At 65.9% G+C, this 15,816-nt stretch carries 19 protein-coding genes and 2 tRNA genes; 9 read left to right on the top strand and 12 right to left on the bottom strand.

What is annotated here, in order from left to right:
* Positions 1-214: 214 nt before the first annotated feature.
* From M0R88_RS16205 to M0R88_RS18905, 7 genes are all read right to left on the bottom strand, one after another.
* Entirely contained in the window at positions 215-880 is a 666-nt protein-coding gene (locus tag M0R88_RS16205) for a carboxypeptidase-like regulatory domain-containing protein (RefSeq protein ID WP_248654460.1), read from the bottom strand.
* 158 nt (positions 881-1,038) lie between these two features.
* Positions 1,039-1,821 carry a hypothetical protein gene (locus M0R88_RS16200; protein ID WP_248654459.1) on the bottom strand — a complete coding sequence of 261 codons (783 nt, stop codon included), beginning with the start codon at positions 1,819-1,821 and terminating at the stop codon, positions 1,039-1,041.
* A gap of 122 nt (positions 1,822-1,943) precedes the next feature.
* Complete coding sequence (locus M0R88_RS16195) at positions 1,944-2,267, bottom strand: hypothetical protein (protein WP_248654458.1); 324 nt, start codon at positions 2,265-2,267, stop codon at positions 1,944-1,946.
* Positions 2,268-2,424: 157 nt separating this feature from the next.
* Positions 2,425-2,604, bottom strand: a tRNA-Trp gene (locus tag M0R88_RS16190).
* A gap of 46 nt (positions 2,605-2,650) precedes the next feature.
* Positions 2,651-2,878 carry a DUF5795 family protein gene (locus M0R88_RS16185; RefSeq protein ID WP_248654457.1) on the bottom strand — a complete coding sequence of 76 codons (228 nt, stop codon included), beginning with the start codon at positions 2,876-2,878 and terminating at the stop codon, positions 2,651-2,653.
* A gap of 124 nt (positions 2,879-3,002) precedes the next feature.
* On the bottom strand, positions 3,003-3,953 hold the full coding sequence (locus tag M0R88_RS16180; protein ID WP_248654456.1) for a DUF5794 domain-containing protein: 951 nt from the start codon (positions 3,951-3,953) through the stop codon (positions 3,003-3,005).
* Between the two features lie 6 nt (positions 3,954-3,959).
* Entirely contained in the window at positions 3,960-4,169 is a 210-nt protein-coding gene (locus M0R88_RS18905) for a DUF8099 family protein (protein WP_497007281.1), read from the bottom strand.
* 265 nt (positions 4,170-4,434) lie between these two features.
* Here M0R88_RS18905 and guaB point away from each other — a divergent pair, with 265 nt between their 5' ends.
* The 3 genes from guaB to M0R88_RS16165 all read left to right on the top strand — a co-directional run bounded on the left by guaB (position 4,435) and on the right by M0R88_RS16165 (position 7,134).
* Complete coding sequence (gene guaB, locus M0R88_RS16175) at positions 4,435-5,928, top strand: IMP dehydrogenase (RefSeq protein WP_248654455.1); 1,494 nt, start codon at positions 4,435-4,437, stop codon at positions 5,926-5,928.
* Positions 5,929-6,169: 241 nt separating this feature from the next.
* Entirely contained in the window at positions 6,170-6,649 is a 480-nt protein-coding gene (locus tag M0R88_RS16170) for a GNAT family N-acetyltransferase (RefSeq protein ID WP_248654454.1), read from the top strand.
* 32 nt (positions 6,650-6,681) lie between these two features.
* Positions 6,682-7,134: an ATP-binding protein gene (locus M0R88_RS16165; RefSeq protein WP_248654453.1), complete on the top strand. Its 453-nt coding sequence runs from the start codon at positions 6,682-6,684 to the stop codon at positions 7,132-7,134.
* Here the strand turns inward: M0R88_RS16165 and M0R88_RS16160 are convergent, their stop codons facing one another.
* Together M0R88_RS16160 and M0R88_RS16155 are read right to left on the bottom strand one after the other, a co-directional pair.
* Positions 7,135-7,407: a hypothetical protein gene (locus tag M0R88_RS16160; RefSeq protein WP_248654452.1), complete on the bottom strand. Its 273-nt coding sequence runs from the start codon at positions 7,405-7,407 to the stop codon at positions 7,135-7,137.
* Positions 7,408-7,571: 164 nt separating this feature from the next.
* A tRNA-Lys gene (locus M0R88_RS16155) sits at positions 7,572-7,645 on the bottom strand.
* Positions 7,646-7,830: 185 nt separating this feature from the next.
* On the opposite strand from M0R88_RS16155, the gene M0R88_RS16150 reads away from it, so the two are divergent.
* Positions 7,831-9,282, top strand: coding sequence for a DHH family phosphoesterase (locus M0R88_RS16150; protein ID WP_248654451.1), 1,452 nt, complete (start codon positions 7,831-7,833; stop codon positions 9,280-9,282).
* A gap of 427 nt (positions 9,283-9,709) precedes the next feature.
* On the opposite strand, the gene M0R88_RS16145 is transcribed toward M0R88_RS16150, so the two are convergent.
* Positions 9,710-10,003: a PRC-barrel domain-containing protein gene (locus M0R88_RS16145; RefSeq protein ID WP_248654450.1), complete on the bottom strand. Its 294-nt coding sequence runs from the start codon at positions 10,001-10,003 to the stop codon at positions 9,710-9,712.
* 120 nt (positions 10,004-10,123) lie between these two features.
* Positions 10,124-11,278 carry a pyridoxal phosphate-dependent aminotransferase gene (locus M0R88_RS16140; RefSeq protein WP_248654449.1) on the bottom strand — a complete coding sequence of 385 codons (1,155 nt, stop codon included), beginning with the start codon at positions 11,276-11,278 and terminating at the stop codon, positions 10,124-10,126.
* 179 nt (positions 11,279-11,457) lie between these two features.
* On the opposite strand from M0R88_RS16140, the gene M0R88_RS16135 reads away from it, so the two are divergent.
* Positions 11,458-11,901 carry a DUF7344 domain-containing protein gene (locus M0R88_RS16135; RefSeq protein WP_248654448.1) on the top strand — a complete coding sequence of 148 codons (444 nt, stop codon included), beginning with the start codon at positions 11,458-11,460 and terminating at the stop codon, positions 11,899-11,901.
* 15 nt (positions 11,902-11,916) lie between these two features.
* On the opposite strand, the gene M0R88_RS16130 is transcribed toward M0R88_RS16135, so the two are convergent.
* Entirely contained in the window at positions 11,917-12,525 is a 609-nt protein-coding gene (locus tag M0R88_RS16130) for an anthranilate synthase component II (protein ID WP_248654447.1), read from the bottom strand.
* Between the two features lie 166 nt (positions 12,526-12,691).
* On the opposite strand from M0R88_RS16130, the gene M0R88_RS16125 reads away from it, so the two are divergent.
* From M0R88_RS16125 to ddfA, 4 genes are all read left to right on the top strand, one after another.
* The gene (locus M0R88_RS16125; RefSeq protein ID WP_248654446.1) at positions 12,692-13,846 is read left to right on the top strand and encodes a dihydropteroate synthase; all 1,155 of its coding nucleotides are present in this window, start codon (positions 12,692-12,694) and stop codon (positions 13,844-13,846) included.
* A gap of 105 nt (positions 13,847-13,951) precedes the next feature.
* Complete coding sequence (locus tag M0R88_RS16120) at positions 13,952-14,683, top strand: 6-hydroxymethylpterin diphosphokinase MptE-like protein (RefSeq protein ID WP_248654445.1); 732 nt, start codon at positions 13,952-13,954, stop codon at positions 14,681-14,683.
* Between the two features lie 29 nt (positions 14,684-14,712).
* A complete protein-coding gene (locus tag M0R88_RS16115) occupies positions 14,713-15,366 on the top strand; it encodes a helix-turn-helix domain-containing protein (RefSeq protein WP_248654444.1) in 654 nt (217 codons plus the stop codon).
* A 125-nt stretch (positions 15,367-15,491) separates the two neighbouring features.
* Positions 15,492-15,791: a DdfA family disk-determining factor gene (gene ddfA / locus M0R88_RS16110; RefSeq protein ID WP_248654443.1), complete on the top strand. Its 300-nt coding sequence runs from the start codon at positions 15,492-15,494 to the stop codon at positions 15,789-15,791.
* Positions 15,792-15,816: the final 25 nt, after the last annotated feature.

The following is a 15,816-nucleotide window of genomic DNA, read 5'->3' as shown; positions in this document are numbered from 1 at the left end:
GAAGGCGGCCTGCGGGAGTGGGGAACCTACCTCCTCTACCGCGACGATTTCCCCGAACGTCTCGGCGACGTGCTGGAGAACGAGGACGACTGGAATCACACTGACCGCGGTCGAGGCGCGGTGATGCTCTCCAGCAGAACGGACCGCTACCGAGTTCGACACTTCTTCCAAAAAACGAAATTCGAACCGGGGAGTCCGGTAGTTAGCGAACTGTTCAGGCGCTGCGGCGAACGACGAGGAGCGCACCAGCGACGAGCGCGACGCCGATGCCGAAGCCGGGGATGCCGCCATCGCCACCTTCGGTCGTGGTCGTAGATTCAGTCGAGGCCGGCTCGTCGGTCGTCGTGTCTACCGCCGTCTCCTCGGTGGGTTCGACGGTTGCCGTCTTCGTCTCGCTCGATTCGTCGTCGTTTTTCGCGCCTTCGGTCGTGCTGTCCAGGTCCTCGTCTACGGTGTCCTGCGTCTCGCTGCTGTCGTTTTGGTCGTTCTGGTTGCCGCCGCTTCCGGCGCCCGGACTCCCGCTGGAACCGTCGTTGTCCGAGTCGTGGTTATTCGAGTCGTCGTTATCCGAGTCGTCGTCTGAGCCGTCGTCCGGTGTACTGGTGCCGCCAGTGTCCGTCTCGACGGTGAAGTCGACTCGGCTCGATTCGGGGGACGACCACGTCACCTGCTTGCCCGTGTCGTCACCGTCGACGACGAACGACAGCGTTTCGCCCGATTTATCGTCGTTCGGGTCCGGCACCTTGAACTCGTAGTAGCCGTCGCTGTCGGTCGTCGTCTGGTTGATGACCGTCCCGTCGTAGACGATCTCGACGGAGACACCGCTTACCGCGTCTCCGTTCTGGTCGGTGATCGTCCCGGACACTTGATGCGGGGGCATCGGTGGCGTTCCAGCGACGGCACCTACAGCCCCGAGTGCTACCGCGACAGCGAGGCAGACCGCCAGGAACCGCAGACCGGTACGCTTCTGTTTCGTACGTGTTGTCATTTCGTATTACTTACCTCCAAATACTGCGTAGAGATGGAGTTGGGTTGCGGTTAGCTGGCGTATCCGGCCTCGGTGTAGACCTCGTCGTCCTTGACGAAGATCCAGTACGCTTCACCGGGCGACAGCTTGTCCGTCGTCGAGCTGCTGAAGTCGACCGACGTGTAGCTGAAGCCGTTCGAGCCGTCGCTCTGCTCGTACATCTGGTGGACCGTGTCACCGATGGTGCCGGAGTTCAGCGACGAGAGAGCCGTGTTCGCGTTCTGGCTCCCTTCCTGCCAGTGACCGATCAAGTTCCACCCTTCTTCGAGGGATTCCTCGCCGGGTGCCACCGACGCGGGCACGTTCTGGACGTTCACGTCGACCGTGTCGTCGGAACTCATCACGAAGATGTACCCCTGACCGCCTTCGAGGTAGTCGAAGTCGTCGTTCTTCGAGTTTCCGTCGAAGCTGTGGAACTGCCAGTTACTGCCATCTGCCGACTTCTCGTACGTGATTATCTGCTCGATGTTCGAGGAGTCGAGGTTGCTGACGTCGAGCGCGCCCGCCGCGGCGGGTACCGACACGAAGTTCTCGCCCTGACTCAGGTCGAGCCGAGCCGTGTGAACGACCGTGTCACCGCTGACCTTCGTGTCGCCGGTCGTCTCAGTGTAGCCGCCACTGATTGCGACCTTTGGCTTCGTAGCTGTCTGAAGTTCGCTGTTCACCTTGACCGTGAGCGACGTCGAGCCGCCAGCGTTTCCGGCAACGATGCTATCGACAGTGCTACCGGCGATTTGGACGTCCGAGGCGCTGATGGTGGAGATGTCGACCTGCTCGTTGAACGTGATTTTCACCTCGGTACCGGAGCTATCGGCCTTCGTAATCCAAGCGTTCTTCAGCGTCGGGTCTTCGTTGTCGACGGTGACCGACTTCTGGGCATTACCGGTGTTACCCGCTGCGTCACTGGAACTTGCTTTCAGGACGACCGTCGTCTCGTCGAGGGTCGTCGTGTCGAACGACTCGGCGGGCTAACCGTCGACCACGAGGAACCGCCGTCGGTGCTGTACTCGTAGACGATTTCGTTCCCGTCGTTGTTCTGAACCGTAAACTTGCTCGTCAGGTCGACCGTACCCGAGAGCGCCTGCCCCGCGGTCAACGAGGTCGAAACGCTCAACTTCTGGTTGTTGATCTGGACGGTCTCGTCCACCGCACCGAGGTCTCCACCGTCGTCGGTGGTTTTGACGCCGAGGATGAACGAACCATGAGTGATTAATGCGTTTTGGCTGCCGTCTTTCCCCACTGTCTACTTTACTTCGGCCTCAACTGAAAGCTCCGTTGTATCCCGCATCTCAGCGATCTCTTCGGACGTCACCGACTCCTGTTCGACGGTAATTCTCGCTAACGGATTTAACTCGGATTAGTGGCAGTAAAAGCCTGCGAAAGAGTTATTTACGGAGTGGGGTCGGAGGGATTTGAACCCCCGATCGACTGATATCTCCGGTGTGTGCGCCTCGGAACTCCAGAGGGTCGTCGTCGCGGACCGATGATCAGTCGGCCGCTCGGTATATCAGCTGGAGTTTCGTCCCAGGCGCGTTGCCTCTGGAGTCAGTCGCCATCCCTGACTTGGCCACGACCCCGCAGGAATCCGTTGGTCCAGTCACTGTAAAGGGGTTTCGATTTTTCTCAGTCGCGGTCGGTGTCGGCCCAGTCGCAGTCTTGGCATTTCCACCCGGTGACGAACTCCGTCACGCTCGGCATGTACCCGACTTCGAGTACGTCCCCGCCGCAGTCGGGACACTCGCGGTCGGTCTCCGAGATAGCTTCGGCGTCCATCACGTCCTCGCCTTCGATGAGTTCCGCGAGGGCCTCGGGCGTCACCATGCGACCCTGCACGACGCGGTTGTCGGCCATGTCCGACCAAAGCGGGTCCGAGCGGGTAAGCCTTCTCGTCGCCAGCGCTCGAGCGCGAGAGAAATAGGTATCGAGCCACGTCGAAACGAGAACGGCTCGCAAAACCTGCGATACTACTCGCGTCCTACAGCCACGGTTCGCGTTCGTCGTCGTCTTCCTCGCCGGGGTAGCCGTAGCCCGCGTCGGAGTCCGGCCCGCCCGAGCCGTCGGTGGCGACGGCCTGCGCGGGGTCGGGGTCGGTGCCGGGGGTCGTCGCGGAACCGGTCGCGTCCGTCGCCTCGCTCTGCATCGCCTCGGCGGCCGCGGTCGGGTCGTCGCCCTCGGATTGGTCGTTCGAGTCCGCGTCGGGCGCGTCCGCGTTGGGGTCGAATGCTAGCAGGCTGGTGACCGCCAGCACGGCCAGCGGGGCGTTGCCGGGCGCGAGATTGAGAAGGCTCAGCGGCAGGACGCCCAGCGCGACCGCACTCCCGAAGCGGAAGCGGTCGATATCCACGACGCCGCGCAGCCACGGCGAGGTCAGCGCGACGAGGAGCGCGAACGTGACGCCCGTCGCCGCCGCGGCGGTGGCCCGCAGGACGAGTTCGTAGTCCACGATTTCCACGTTGAACCCCGCGGGCTGGAAGGTGGCTATCAGCCCGAGACCGACGATGACGCCCGGGCCGGGGAGGTACTCGCCGAGGCGGGAACTCGCGGTCTTCGCGGCGATGGCCAGCATGACCAACGCGGCGAAGCGCTTGAACGTCTCGGTGTCGAGGACGCTCTCGATGGTCGGTGCGAACGCGGCTTCGACCGCCGCGAGCGCGATGATACCGACGCCGACCGTCAGCACGGTTCCGGCCTGTTCGCGGGGCGTGCCGTCCATTTCGGCGAGGATGACCGCGACGGTGGCGCTCCCGCCGAAGACCAGCAGACCGACCTGTAGGATGCCCGCGACGCTGTTCACGCCACCCGCGAGGACGAGCGCGGGGAAGATACCGTCTAACAGGGGAAGCCCCATAACGGTCGCCAGTAGCTTCGTCGCGCCACCTACCTGTCGCTCCAAGCGAAGGGCGACTGGATGTTGTGAACTACTCATCGGAACTCAGCTGGCGTGGCCGTGTCCATCGGCCGAGCGGTGGTGATAGTCGCGGTACCTGCGATGGCCGTCGAGTTGGAGTTCCCATCGCCGTCCCACGAATAGGTTGTCTACCAGTGTAAGGAATCCCATCGCAAAAATCGGTTTGCAGGTGCTGCCGGAGACAGCGGTCGTCTGGCCTGCAGTGCGTGCTGCGATGGGACTGGTAGAGTCCATATTCGTAACAAAACGAGTTTCGAGCATAAACGTTGCGTGAGAGAGAACCACATTCAAAATAAGATTATAGATTCGACCTATAAATGAAATCCGATTACGCCGATTTAGACGGCTATATTTCTACTATTCGTTTTTGGTTGTTCTCGATTCGTTGACGGAACGGAACTCCGATGCCGTTACACGTCCTTGTATACCGGCGACACCTGTGGCGGGTAAACGTGCAGTATCTCGCAACGTTTTTCACGGGGGGCTACCTTCGCCTTACATGGAGAGTAATTCTGAGCGAACGGGGCAGTTCACGGACAAACTCCGCGTACCGGAGGCGCTGACCTTCGACGACGTGCTTCTGCGACCGAAAGAGAGCCGCGTCGAACCCGACGAGGCAGACGTCTCGACCCGCGTCTCGCGTAACGTCGAGGTGAACGTCCCCATCCTGTCGGCCGCGATGGACACCGTGACCGAGAGCCAGATGGCCATCGCCATGGCCCGACAGGGCGGTCTGGGCGTCCTCCACCGGAATCTGGACGTCGAAGAGGCCGTCGCCGAGGTCGAGCGCGTCAAACGCGCCGACGAGTTGGTCATCCGCGACGTGGTGACCGCCGACCCCGACCAGACCGTCCGCGAGGTGGACGCGATGATGGACCGCGAGGGCGTCTCGGGCGCGCCCGTCACCGACGACGAGGGCGAGGTGCTGGGCATCATCTCGGGTACCGACATCCGACCCTACCTCGAAGTCGGCGACCGCGACGAGGTCCGCGAGGCGATGACCGACGAGGTCGTCACCGCCAGCGAGGAGGTCACGGCCCGCGAGGCGCTCGAACTGATGTACGAACACAAGATAGAGCGCGTCCCCATCGTTGACGAGAACGACCGCCTCACGGGTCTGGTCACGATGCAGGGCATCCTCCAGCGCCGCGAGTACGGCAACGCCGCGCGCGACGAGGGTGGCCACCTGCGCGTCGGCGTCGCGGTCGGTCCCTTCGAGACCGACCGCGCTGTCGCGGTGGACGAGGCCGGAGCGGACGTCCTCTTCATCGACTGCGCGCACGCGCACAACCTCAACGTCATCGACGGCGCACGCGAGATACGGGAGTCCGTCGAAGCCGACGTGGTGGTCGGCAACGTCGGGACCCGTGAGGCCGCCGAAGACGTGGTGGACTTCGCCGACGGCATCAAGGTGGGTATCGGTCCCGGTTCCATCTGTACGACGCGCGTCGTCTCCGGCGCGGGCATGCCCCAGATTACGGCCGTCGCGGAGGTCGCGGACGTGGCCGCCGAGCAGGACGTGCCGGTCATCGCCGACGGTGGCATCCGCTACTCCGGCGACGCCATCAAGGCCATCGCGGCGGGCGCGGACGCGGTGATGCTCGGGTCGTACTTCGCGGGCACCGACGAAGCGCCCGGCCGCGTCATCACCGTGGACGGCAAGAAGTACAAGCAGTACCGCGGCATGGGGTCGGTCGGAGCGATGCAGTCGGGCGACGGCGACCGCTACCTCAAGGACGAACCCGAGGAGGACGAGGAGTACGTCCCCGAGGGCGTCGAGGCCGCCGAACCGTACAAGGGGAGCCTCGAAAGCGAGCTCCACCAACTCGTCGGCGGGATGCAGTCGGGCATGGGCTACGTCGGCGCGGCGACGATTCCGGAGTTCAAGGAACGCAGCGAGTTCGTCCGGGTCTCCTCGGCCGGCCAGACCGAGGGCCACCCCCACGACGTGATGATCACTGACGAGGCACCGAACTACAGCCCCTCCGAATAAAAATCGAAACGAGCGGCGGTTCCGCTTACGCCGCCGTCTGGCACTTCGGACTACAGTACGATTCTTCCGCGGCGTTCGCGCTCTCGTGCGCTTCGAACTCGTCACCGCAGTTTTCGCAGGTGTAGGTCTCGAAGCCCGACATCGCAGGCGACAGTTGCGTCCTCGCGCCGGAAAGTTCCACGTTCCGAACCGTTCGGGGCGTTCCGAAACCCTCAGGGCGGTCCGACTGGAAGCCCGACCGATGACCGTCGAAGTCCGACGCGCCGAGACCGACGCCGAGCGGGCGGACGCCCTCGAAGTCCGCCGGTCGGTCTTCGTCGAGGAGCAGGGGGTTCCGGAGGACCTCGAAGTGGACGGGAAGGACGACGAATCGATTCACTTCGTCGCGTACGCGGAGGGCGAGGGCGAATCCGAGCGCCGCGACGCCGCCGACACCGACGGCCTCCGACCGGTCGGCGCGGGCCGACTGCGCGAGGTCGGCGAGGGCGTCGGCAAAGTCGAACGTATCGCGGTCCTGAAGCCCCACCGCGGCGAGGGCGTGGGCGGGGAGATCATGCGAACGCTCGAAGCGACCGCCGCCGAGCGCGGCCTCTCGGAACTCGTCATGCACGCCCAGACACCCGTCGAGGGGTTCTACCGCGACCTCGGCTACGACACCACCAGCGACGAGTTCGAGGAAGCCGGCATCCCGCACGTCGAGATGACGAAGTCGCTGGAGTAGCGCTTTTCACCTTCCTCGGCGTCGATTCGCCAGTGAAGCTCCTGCTCTGCGGGCCGCCGGGCGTCGGCAAGACCACCGTCGCCGAGCGACTGCTCGACCGCCTCCGCAGGGTGGGCAACGACTTCCGGGTCCTCCACTCCGACGACTTCTCGCGGGACACCTACGGGAAACTGTACGAGCGCGTGACGGCGGCCGGCCCGGAGACGAACTGGCTCGTAGACGGGACCTTCTACCGGCGCGAGTGGCAGGACCGCTTTCGCAGTCTTCCCGACGCATACCTCGTCTATCTGACGGCGAGTCTGGACACCGCGCTGGAGCGAAACCGGGAGCGAGAGGATGCCATCCCCGAGCGGGGAGTTCGTGCGATGCACGGCAAGTTCGAGGGGCCGAGACAGTCGGACCTGAGGCTGGACACGGAGGAACTGTCGGTGACGGAGTCGGTCGATGCGTTAGAGCGGTACGTACTGACGTGGTTCGAGAGATGACTATCCGTCGAGGAGCGACTCGGCGTCCGACTGGAGCGGTTCGCCGAGGCCACCGTCGGCGGCGAGCGTCCGGAGCAGGTCCCCACAGCCAGCGTCGGCCATGCCGTTCAGGGCGCGACGCCTGAGCGCTCCGTCGAGTCCGCCCATCTGAACGAGGATGGCGAGTTTGTCGCACGCTCCGCTGGCGGTGAGACTATCGATGGCGTCCTCGCGCTCGTCTCGACTCGGCCCCTTGTCGACGGCCGTCTGGAAGTCTTGTTTCGGGGAACTCACGGGTCCGGGCTACGGTACCGTCGGGGATAAGTCTGTTCGGGGTTTCGGACGTGTCGAACTGCTCGCCTCCGTGGGAACGTCGAGTCCTTCCTGCGGGCCGATTCCCACTGACGGAGATACGTGCGGCGGAACCGCCGCTCGCCGATTTGCTCGCGGAAAGAATACGGGCCGGAAGGGATTTGAACCCCTGACCGTCTGATTAAGAGTCAGACGCTCTCCCTAACTGAGCTACCGGCCCAACGCATTCCATTCTTACCGGGTGTGACGTAAATACGTTTCCGTTTACCCGAACTGGTATCCCTTTCGATTTCGCTCGAAATCGGCCGAGGGCGGGCCGGCCCTCGGCATTTTATTTCCGGTTTCGGTTGCCCGAATAACGGCTCCGGGAACGTTAAGTGTGGTCCGAAGCAACGCCACAGTATCATGAGCGCCGGGATTACCATCTCCTCGATGTCCGACTACGCTATCTTGGGCTGTGGTAGCGTCGGGCACGCGGTCGCCGAGGAACTGGTGGAGCAGGGCAAGGACGTACTCATCATCGACCGGGACGCCGACCGCGTCGAGGCCCTGCGCGACCAAGACCTCAACGCCCAGACCGCCGACATCCGCGAGGACGACCTCTACGATACTATCGCGGACAACGAAGTCGTTCTCATCATGTCCTCGGACGTGGAGGCCAACAAGCAGGCCGTCAGGACGATTCGGGAGAACGACGGCGAGCAGTTCGTCGTCGTGCGCGCGAGCGACCCCGTCTCCGAGGACGAGTTGACGGAGTTGGGCGCGGACGTGGTCATCAACCCCTCGGAGGTCATCGCGGACTCGGCGCTCCGGGCGCTCGAAACCGGCGAACTGGAGTACAAGGCCCAACAGCTCGCGGAGGTCATCGAAGCGACCGACGACCGACTCGCCATCGTCACCCACGACAACCCCGACCCCGACTCCATCGCCAGCGCGGTCGCGCTCCAAGCCGTCGCCGACACGCTCGGCGTCGAGGCCGATATCCTCTACATCGGCGACATCGGCCATCAGGAGAACCGCGCGTTCGTCAATCTGCTGGGCATCGAACTGCTCCCGTACGCGGACGCCGACGTGGACGACTACGACACCATCGCGCTGGTGGACCACGCGAAGGCGACCGAGACCACCTTCGACGAGCCGGTGGACATCTTCATCGACCACTTCGAACCGGACGAGGAGTACGAGGCCGAGTTCGTGGACATCCGGCCCTCGGTGAGTTCGACCTCCACCATCATGACGAAGTACATCCAGGAGTTCGACCTCAACGTCAGCGAGGAGGTCGCCACCGCGCTCCTCTACGGCATCCGGGCCGAGACCTTGGACTTCAAGCGCGACACGACGCCCGCGGACCTGACTGCGGCCGCCTACCTCTACCCCTTCGCCAACCACGACACGCTCGAACAGGTCGAGTCGCCGAGCATGTCGCCCGAGACGCTGGACGTGCTGGCCGAGGCCATCACCAACCGCGAGGTGCAGGGGAGCCACCTCGTGAGCAACGCGGGGTTCATCCGCGACCGCGACGCGCTGACTCAGGCCGCCTCCCACCTGCTGAATCTGGAGGGCATCACGACCACTGCCGTCTTCGGCATCGCCGAGGAGACCATCTATCTCGCCGCGCGCTCGAAGGACATCCGGATGAACATCGGCAAGGTGCTACAGGACGCCTTCGCGGACATCGGCGAGGCCGCGGGCCACTCGACGCAGGCCAGCGTCGAGATTCCGCTCGGCATCTTCACCGGCATCGAGACGACCGACGACAACCGCGACACCCTGCTCTCGCTGACCGAGGAAGCGGTCAAGCGCAAGCTCTTCGACGCGATGGGCGTCGAGAGCGGCGAAGGCAGTAACGGTAGCTGACGCTACGATTTCGACGTTCCTGGCGCTCTCGGTCTGATTTTCGCACTCTGCTCGCGCTCGATTGGATTCCGGACTGGCGCGTGCGGGCGTGTCGTCTCGCGGACCGCGAGACGACGCGCCGACCGCGCGAGGGATGACTGAGCGAAGCGAAGGAAGCGGTTGGGGAGGTGTGAGGCCCGCGATTGCAGTGCTGTGCAGTTGCGGTGGCGATGTTGTGCAGTCGCGGTGGCGATGTTGTGCGGGCGCGGTGGCGATGCTGGCAGTTGCGGTGCGGTTGGCGGTATGATAGGCTCAAGCCTGAAGCTAGCTTCTCGTAGATTTCGACCATCGCTTCTCTGTCTCGGGGAAATTGCCAATACCGACCTCGGCTATCCCAACCGTTCTCCAATCCCGGCCACACCACCGAAAAGAGGCTCGAAAACGGCGGTCAGACCGCGACTTCTTCGTCTTCGGCCTCGGGTTGCTGGAGTCGCTCGATGGTGTCGTTGATGAGAACCACGTCGCCGACCGCGCGTACCCAGCGGTACGGAATCATCACGCCGTTCTCGTTGCCGACCACGTCGGCGAACAGGTCGCGGTTGAGTTCGCCGAGGGCGATTCCCGTCACGGTACACGCCTCTACGTTCAGGCGCACGTCTTCGACTTCCCCGACGAAGACGCCGTTGTTGGAGTACACCTCCCGTCCGACGAGGTTCGTAATCTCCTGCGGAGTGCCGTCCATATCGACAACGAATGTGAGGGCGGGTCTTAACTTTTGGCAGAGGTGAGCGAAAACATCCACGAGGTGAACTGTCCGACTCGCGGGGTCGGGTCGCTCCGCGGACGGTCGAATCCGGCGGCGTCACTCCGCGAGCGAGTCCAGCACCCCGCCGAGGCGGTCCAGCCCGGCCCGGACGCGCTCGGGGTCCTGACACGCGCCGACGCGGAAGCGCTCGGCGTCGTCGAAGAAGCGCCCCGGCACGACCAGCACGCCCGCCGCGCTCGCGGCCGCGGCCACGTCGTCGCCGTCGGCCGCGTCGTGGGCGAGGAACGCGTAGGGCGACCCCGGTTCGACGCGGCCCGAGAGGTCCGCGCGCGAGGCGACGAACTCCGCCAGCGCCGCGCGGTTTGTCCGGACGCGCTCGCGGGACCCCTCGGCGAGGCGGTCGGCGGCCGCGAGCGCCCGGCCAGCGAGTCGGCGGCTCGGCTCCGCGACCGCCGGGACGTGGTGGGCGACCGAACGCGCGCGCTCGACGAACGCGGCGTCGGCGACGAGCCAGCCGATTCGGACGTCGCCGAAGCCGAAGAACTTGGTCAGCGAGTTCGTGACGACCGTGTTCGGGAGTCCGGCCGCCGTCGGACCGCCGAAGGGACCCTCGCCCGGTTCGGCGCGGAAGGGGGCGTACACCTCGTCCACGAGGAGTCGCGCGTCGCCGTCGCCGACGACGCGGGCGGTCTCGGCCAGCGTCTCGCGGTCGGTCAGCCGACCGCTCGGGTTGTGGCGGTTCGTCACCGTGACGAGCGCGGTGTCCGCCACGAGCGCGGCGTCCACGCGGCCGGGGTCCAGCGGGTAGCCGTCGTCGGGCGTCCGGAGGAACCGATCTACGGTCGCGCCGACCGCGTCCGGGGTCGCGCGCAGTGGTTCGTAGCCGGGTTTCTCGACCAATACGCGTGGGGTCGCAGTGGATTCGCCGTCGCTCACGCCGCCGTTCCCGCCGTCGCCGGACTCCTCGGCCGCTCGCGCGGCGGCCTCCGCGTCGGTGACGGCCGCCGCGGCCGCGAGGAAGTTGGCGTGGGTCCCGCCTGCGGTCACGAGGACGTTCTCGGATTCGACGCCGTAGATTTCGGCGAGACGGTCCCGCAGGGTCGCTTCGCCGGCCACGACGCCCGTGAGCGCCGGCGGCACCACCCCGTCGGGTCCGGCGGGCGCGCGCCGGAGGTCCGACGACCCGAGGTCGTACTCGGCGGTCTCGGGTCGCCCGGTGATCCAGTCGAGATACGCGATGTCGGGAAACACGTCCCGGTGTAGGACCACCGAGAAATTAACGTTCGGGGAAACGAATCCGACGTTGACAGTCCAAGCAATCCGTTTATGCTTGGCTCCGGCGTAGTGAGACTCATGCTAACGTTGCAACGTGCCGACTGGCCGCGACGGTCCGTCCAGGCGGGACGGACGACTCGGGGGCGGAGTTGAACGTGCCGGACGACCGGAGCGACGGCGGAGCGACGCCGCCCTCGGAGGAGGGTCCGAACACCTCCGGGACCCCGCGGGTCCCGACAGCCGACCTGCGGACGGGCGAGGAATCGTCCGAGAAACTGGACGCCGCGTTCGCGCTGCTGGCCGACCCGCTGCGCAGAGACGCGCTCGTCCGCCTCGCCGAGAGCGACGAAACCGTCCTCTCGCTCGACTCGCTCGCCGCGGCGGTCGCGTCGAAGCGGTGGGACGCCGCGGGCGACCGGACCTTCGAGGACGTGACCGAAGCGCGCTCGCTAGCGGTCGAACTCCACCACGCCCACCTGCCGAAACTGGAGTCTCACGGCGTCGTGCGGTACGACCCGACCGAGCGCTCGGTCGAGTATCTCGGCCGCGAGTGGCTGGACGAGTGGCTCGACCACGTTCGACAGGCAGAGGTCCGCTGAGCGCTCGGTTTCCCGTCAGGACCGACAGGACGCACAGAAGTTCTCGACCAGTCGCTTCCCCGCGTCGGTCAGGATGCTCTCGGGGTGGAACTGTACGCCGACGTGGGGACGCTCGCGGTGGCGGACCGCCATGACGACGCTCGCCTCTTCGCCTCCTCCTCCTTCTTCTGCGGACTCGGTATCGACGGTCCGCGCCGCGACGTCGAGCGTGTCGGGAATCTCGGCGCGTTCGACCGCCAGCGAGTGGTATCGCCCGACCTCGAAGGGGTCGGGAAGACCCGCGAAGACGCCCGCGCCGTCGTGGGTCACCGGCGACGGCTTGCCGTGGACCACCTCGGGCGCGTGGCCCACCGTCGCGCCTTCGGCGGCGCAGAGCGCCTGATGGCCGAGACAGACGCCGAGAATCGGGTAGTCGGTCTCCTCGAACAGCGGAATCGAGACGCCGGCGTCCGCGGGGGTGCCCGGACCGGGCGAGACGACGATGCCGTCCGGGTCGAGGTCCCGGACTTCCGGCAGGGTCACGGCGTCGTTGCGCCGGACCGTGACCTCGGGGTCGAACTCGCCGACGTACTGGACGAGGTTGTGGACGAACGAGTCGTAGTTGTCGATGACGAGGATGGACATGTTCGGCGAGTAGCGGTTCGCGTCTCGCGTCGATTGGCGGGCGGGCGATTAATGGGCTTCGGTCGGTCCGTCGGGTCGGTCGCCGCGTAGCGACGACGGAAACGTGCGGGGGACTTCGCTCGCCGGAACAGCCTCCTTTTTATTTCTCCCGGCCTCGGCTTCCGACATGCAGAACGTCACCGCCGCGGGCTTGGGCATCGGCGACGACTACCCGCCCCGAATCATGGGCGTGCTGAACGTCAGCGAGGAGTCGCCCTACGACCCGAGCGTCTACGACGACCCCGGCGAGGCCGCCAGGTACGTCGATTCCGAACTCATCGACGAGGGCGCGGACATCGTGGACGTGGGGCTGGAATCCGCGAACAAGCGCTTCGAGGTCCTCTCGGCCGAGCAGGAACTCGACCGCCTCGACACCGCGGTCGAGGCCATCGAGAGCGTGTCGGGTGACGCCGTCTTCTCCATCGAAACTCGGTACGCAGTGGTCGCCGACGAGGCACTCTCGCGCGGGTTCGACATGGTGAACGACATCTGCGGCTTCGCCGACCCGCGGATGCCCGACGTGTGTCGAGAGCGCGACGCCGCCGCGGTCAAGATGGCGAGTCCGCCCGACCTCGAACGCCCCGGCGCGATAGAGAAACCGGACGACATCTACGACGCGCTGAAGCGCGAGGGTCTGACCGAGAAGACCATCGTGGACCCCGCGTTCGGCGGCTGGTCGGAGGCCAAGACCCTCCACGACGACCGCGAGACGTTCCGGCGACTCCGGGAGTTCCGCGGTCTCGGCCAGCCGATTCTGGTCTCCATCAACCGGAAGAACTTCCTCCGAGACCTCGCGGGCCGAAGCACCGAGGAGGCCCTGCCGGTCTCGCTCGCGGCGACCTCGATGGCGGTCGAACGCGGCGCGCACGTGATTCGAACCCACGACGTGGCCGAGACCCTCGATGCGGCGAAAATCGGCGACGCCTTCGCCCGCGACCGACTCCGCGACGGCGACCTCGGCGTCGAGGAGTTGGACGTGACCAACGCGGGCGAGGCCGCCCGTCACCTCGACCGAATCGGGGCCGACCCGGAGGCGGCCGCCGAGACCGCGACGCGCGTGTTCGAGTTGTCCGCCCTCTCGGACGCCGAGCGCGAGACGCTCGCCGCGACCGCGGTGGACGCCGGCGTCACCGTCGCGCCCGGTACCGCGGGCGTCCTGCTCGCGGGAACGCCGGCCGCGTTCGGTCGCCTGCGCTCGCGCGTGGCCGACGAATCCGAGGCGGACGGGGCCTCCGACCGACTGGTCGAAGCCCTCGATGCTGTCAACGACGCGGAACAGTAAGAGAAAACTTATGCCGGGGGAGACAGAATCCGGGTTTGGGAAGCCGGAAGGGCGCTCGCGGGTAGGGGTACTTGCTTGCGAACTTCCGGCTCAAGCGATTCTGTCATGAACTACGAAACGTGGAGTCCCGTCTACGAGCGGATTCTGGCCGATTTCGGTTTCGACCGCGAGAGCGACGAACGCGCCCGCGACGTGCTGGCCGACCTGACCGAGCCGTTCGACCTCGGCCAGTTGGACGCGTCGGGCGAGACGGTCGCCATCGCGGGTGCCGGCCCGTCGCTGACCGACCCGGACCACCCCGAGCGCCCGGCCGAACTCGACCGCGCGTGCGACGCCGACGCCGTCTTCGCGGCTTCGACCGCCGCCGACCACCTCCGAGACGCCGGCGTGGGCGTCGATTGCATGGTGACGGACGTGGACAAGAACCCCGAAACTGCCCGCGAGTTGACCCGAGAGGGCACCCCGGTCGCGGTCCACGCCCACGGCGACAACGTGCCCGCGGTCCGGGAGTGGGTCCCCCGATTCGACGACGAGTGGGTCCTGCCGACGACCCAGTCCCGGCCGGTCGCGCACGTCCGGAACGTCGGCGGGTTCACCGACGGCGACCGGGCGGCGTTCCTCGCGGACCACCTCGGCGCGGCCGAACTCCGGTTCGTCGGGTGGGACTTCGACGACCCCGACGTGGACCCCGTGAAGGCGAAGAAGCTGGCGTGGGCCGAGCGCCTGCTCCGGTGGTTGGAACTCCGACGCGACGAGCGGTTCGACGTGTTGGACGGCCGACGAGAGCGAATCGAGGCGGCGTTCGACGCGACCGACGTCGCCGACGAGCGTTTATAGCAGGCGGTCGTTAGCCGATTCGAGTTTCCATGAGCGTCATGGCCGAGATGACCGTTCCCGCGAGCGAGTTCGTACTGGCGGACACCCTGACGAAGGCTCCCGGCATGCGAATCGAGATCAAGCGCGTCGTCGCGGGCACCGAACACGTGACGCCGTACTTCTGGGCGGCCAACGGCGACTTCGAGGGGTTCGAGGACGCGCTCCGCGAGGACAGCACGATTCGGGACATCCTGACGCTGGAGGAGCAGGAGGGCGACGAGCGGTTCTATCGAGTGACGTGGCAGGCCGACGTGGAGACCCTCATGTCGGGCATTTCGGACGCGAAGGCGACGATTCTGGAGGCCGTGAGCGATGGCGGCGAACAGTGGGAACTCAAGGTGCTGTTCCCGGATCGGGACGCGCTCTCGGCGTTCCACGACTACTGTCTCGAACGGGAGTTTTCGTTTCGACTCGACCGGGTGTACCAACCGGAGAATCCCGAGGAGAGCGGGTCCTACGGCGTGACCGAGGAGCAACGCGAGGCGCTAATCGCCGCCTACGACGCGGGCTACTTCGACGTGCCGCGGGGCGCGAAACTGGCCGGACTGGCCGAGGACCTCGGTATCTCCCGGAACGCGCTCTCCGCGCGATTGCGTCGGGGAAACCGGAACCTCCTGGCGAACACGCTCGTCCACGACGAGTGACCGAACGTCCCCGGCCGACCCGCGTCCGAGGACTCGCTACCTGCGAGCCCGGCTTAAAAGAATGGTAGTATTCACACACCGGGACTTAGGGGCCCGGTTCACAAGTGTTGCTGTCGGTTTTAACGATGTACGGCGACGAGTCTACTTCACTTCACAGCGAGACAGCACAGGACCCCGTCGTGACTTCCGAAGTCCGTGACGGCGAGTCAGTCGCAGAAGCCATCGTAACCGCCGTGAGTTCGGCGTCCGACGCGGACGAGAGCGACCTACGACCGCTCTACGACGCCATCGACCCCGACGCACTCGACGCGCTCTTCAGACCCGTCCGGAGCGACACGTCCCGCCAGCGCGAGGGTCGCGTCGTCTTCGAGTACGGCGACCGCAAGGTGTGCGTCGAGAGCGGCGGAACGGTCCGAGTCTACTGACCGCGACCCGACGAGCGACCGACGG

This window comes from Halorussus gelatinilyticus, assembly GCF_023238445.1.
Classification (GTDB): Archaea; Halobacteriota; Halobacteria; order Halobacteriales; family Haladaptataceae; genus Halorussus; species Halorussus gelatinilyticus.
This window is presented reverse-complemented; position numbering and strand designations above follow the sequence as displayed.

Coding starts and splice junctions, on each gene's coding strand:
- M0R88_RS16150 (WP_248654451.1), top strand. CDS start 7,831: ATGAGCGCCGGGATTACCATCTCCTCGATGTCCGACTACGCTATCTTG.
- M0R88_RS16205 (WP_248654460.1), bottom strand. CDS start 880: ATGCCCCCGCATCAAGTGTCCGGGACGATCACCGACCAGAACGGAGAC.
- ddfA (WP_248654443.1), top strand. CDS start 15,492: ATGTACGGCGACGAGTCTACTTCACTTCACAGCGAGACAGCACAGGAC.
- M0R88_RS16115 (WP_248654444.1), top strand. CDS start 14,713: ATGAGCGTCATGGCCGAGATGACCGTTCCCGCGAGCGAGTTCGTACTG.
- M0R88_RS16180 (WP_248654456.1), bottom strand. CDS start 3,953: ATGAGTAGTTCACAACATCCAGTCGCCCTTCGCTTGGAGCGACAGGTA.
- M0R88_RS18905 (WP_497007281.1), bottom strand. CDS start 4,169: ATGGACTCTACCAGTCCCATCGCAGCACGCACTGCAGGCCAGACGACC.
- M0R88_RS16120 (WP_248654445.1), top strand. CDS start 13,952: ATGAACTACGAAACGTGGAGTCCCGTCTACGAGCGGATTCTGGCCGAT.
- M0R88_RS16185 (WP_248654457.1), bottom strand. CDS start 2,878: ATGGCCGACAACCGCGTCGTGCAGGGTCGCATGGTGACGCCCGAGGCC.
- M0R88_RS16170 (WP_248654454.1), top strand. CDS start 6,170: ATGACCGTCGAAGTCCGACGCGCCGAGACCGACGCCGAGCGGGCGGAC.
- guaB (WP_248654455.1), top strand. CDS start 4,435: ATGGAGAGTAATTCTGAGCGAACGGGGCAGTTCACGGACAAACTCCGC.
- M0R88_RS16130 (WP_248654447.1), bottom strand. CDS start 12,525: ATGTCCATCCTCGTCATCGACAACTACGACTCGTTCGTCCACAACCTC.
- M0R88_RS16145 (WP_248654450.1), bottom strand. CDS start 10,003: ATGGACGGCACTCCGCAGGAGATTACGAACCTCGTCGGACGGGAGGTG.
- M0R88_RS16125 (WP_248654446.1), top strand. CDS start 12,692: ATGCAGAACGTCACCGCCGCGGGCTTGGGCATCGGCGACGACTACCCG.